At 38.6% G+C, this 2,088-nt stretch carries 3 protein-coding genes; all 3 read left to right on the top strand.

The window, feature by feature from the left end; all coding sequences use genetic code 11:
* Positions 1–119 precede the first annotated feature (119 nt).
* The 3 genes from QZ265_RS10750 (at position 120) to QZ265_RS10740 (ending at position 2,076) form a co-directional block, all read left to right on the top strand.
* A complete protein-coding gene (locus QZ265_RS10750; RefSeq protein WP_296406045.1) occupies positions 120–743 on the top strand; it encodes a ComF family protein in 624 nt (207 codons plus the stop codon).
* Between the two features lie 137 nt (positions 744–880).
* Entirely contained in the window at positions 881–1,450 is a 570-nt protein-coding gene (locus QZ265_RS10745; protein WP_296406042.1) for a hypothetical protein, read from the top strand.
* On the top strand, positions 1,450–2,076 hold the full coding sequence (locus tag QZ265_RS10740; RefSeq protein WP_296406041.1) for a prepilin-type N-terminal cleavage/methylation domain-containing protein: 627 nt from the start codon (positions 1,450–1,452) through the stop codon (positions 2,074–2,076). Before QZ265_RS10745 ends, QZ265_RS10740 begins: the two co-directional genes overlap by 1 nt.
* Positions 2,077–2,088 lie beyond the last annotated feature (12 nt).

The raw sequence follows: 2,088 nt of genomic DNA, 5'->3' as shown, positions 1-2,088 counted from the left end.
AGGTCGCTAAGCTTTAAGAGATTTTATGTGCTTATCCCGAATTCAGGTTACATAGAAAAAACCAGATACACGGGGTATCTGGCTTGTTTTAAATCATCAACCTATTTTAGGACGAGACATTGAGCTCGTTTTATTTGTCTCCAACATTGTATTTCTCTACAGTTTGTAAAGCTTGTCATAATAGTATTGAGTGGCAACCTCAGTCTTTACAATATGATATCTACATTGGTCAGGCTAGCACCTGTTTTAATCTAAAGATTCAGTCTGCTACGCCTCATTTGAGCTATATACGCTCCGCCATCATTGCTTTTAAATACAAAGAACAAGTCGATGCCTTACCAGTTTTGGTTCATGCATTGCAGCAATTAGCAAGACCGCATGGCTGTCATGCAGGTAATAGTGTTATTGTCCCTACGCCAACCACTTCTAACCGGTTAAAAAAACGCGGCTACGACCCAGTTTCTGTTCTTGCCTATTATTTGTCTAAGCATTGGCAAATTCCTGTATGGCAAGGCGTCGATCGGGTTGATGATGTCATTAGTCAGCAAGGTCTAGATAGGCATGAACGGCAAGCCAATATAAGCGATGCTTTTCATGTTAACTCATCACCTGAAGTAAAACGATTGCTCTTATTCGATGACGTAGTAACCACTGGGGCTACGCTATCTGCAATTGCTAGTACCTTGATTCAGACGTATCCTAATGCAAAAATCTCTGCATATTGCGTGTCCCATGGAAAATAAACCTGCATAGTTCATAAAAATAAGCTACTATCCGTTATTAAAATTTACTTAATTGATATATAAGTTTTATTATTTACCAATTTTAAATGAATAAGCTAATTTCAAAGTTATTTGATATTAGTAACGGGCAGCTATGGATGGCAACAGCTTTATCACTCTCTCAAATACAGCAGCAAGACCTAGGATTAATGGAAGTTTTGGTAGCGCTACTTTTATTCAGTAGCGCTGCACTAGGTTATGCTGCCATACAGACTCGTGCTATAAGCAGTACAACTGACTCTGCTAAACGGCTTCAGGCGGTTATGTTATTAAATGAAACTTTAGAGCGAATTCGAGCCAATAGCCAGTCTGAGGATTTGGCTATTTATCAAGCATATTTTAATGTTAAGGAAGGACTTGAGTCCACAAACTGTTTGTTAGAACAAGGTTGTAATGCAGCACAAGTGGCTAGAAATGATGTGTCAAATCTAAAAAGTCAGGCAGGGTCTAACGGATTTAATCTAGGTATGGTTGACTGTCCGACAACCATTTCTATAAAGAGCTTACAGTCAAAATGTCTTATTGTGGCTTGGAATCAGACCTTAGCAGGATTAGCCACAAGTGCCTATGATAATAAGAACTCAGTGCAAAGTACTTCTATCAAATGTCTTACCACTAAAGGCGAGTATGCAAAGAATGCAGATTGTGTCTTCGTTGAGATGTATTAATGATAGTCAAAGAGCTGCTAATTAAAAATTGCCACACTATACAAGCCAATAACACTAAAAATAACACTAAGTCTAAGTCTAAGTCTAAGTCTAAAAACGACCCTAACGATTTAGTAAGTTTAACTGAGCATGGCTTTACATTAATTGAGCTGATGCTATCCATGAGTTTGGGATTATTAATAAGTGCAGCGGCCTTTCAATTATTTACCCATAGTATAAGTAGTCAAAGGTTGCAACAGTCTATGTCTGATGTTCAAGATGTTGCGGTCTTTGGATTTAATGCTATGTCTAAAGAGATTGCTCATGCCAATTTGGGGGCTTCATATCCGATGCGACAAAATAGTGCTTGGACTGGTATTGTTTTGACTGGCTCTGAACAAGGCGAACAAATAACCAAAGAAGGTTTACCGATTAAGGTAGGTAACTTAAGAGGAGTAAGAGGAATTGAATCTGAATGGCTCACCAGAAATAATGCTGGTCCTAGTAATATAGTTGCCCGCACTAAAAGCGATCAACTTACCATACAATACCGTGCACCCTATAATAGCTATGATTGTGAGGGACGACATATAGAACAAGGCGATATCGGTGTTTGTCAACATAGTTGTCACCTTTTTACGAACTAGGCGACTCTCATC

The organism is Psychrobacter sp. (genome assembly GCF_018260395.1).
Classification (GTDB): domain Bacteria; phylum Pseudomonadota; class Gammaproteobacteria; order Pseudomonadales; family Moraxellaceae; genus Psychrobacter.
This window is presented reverse-complemented; position numbering and strand designations above follow the sequence as displayed.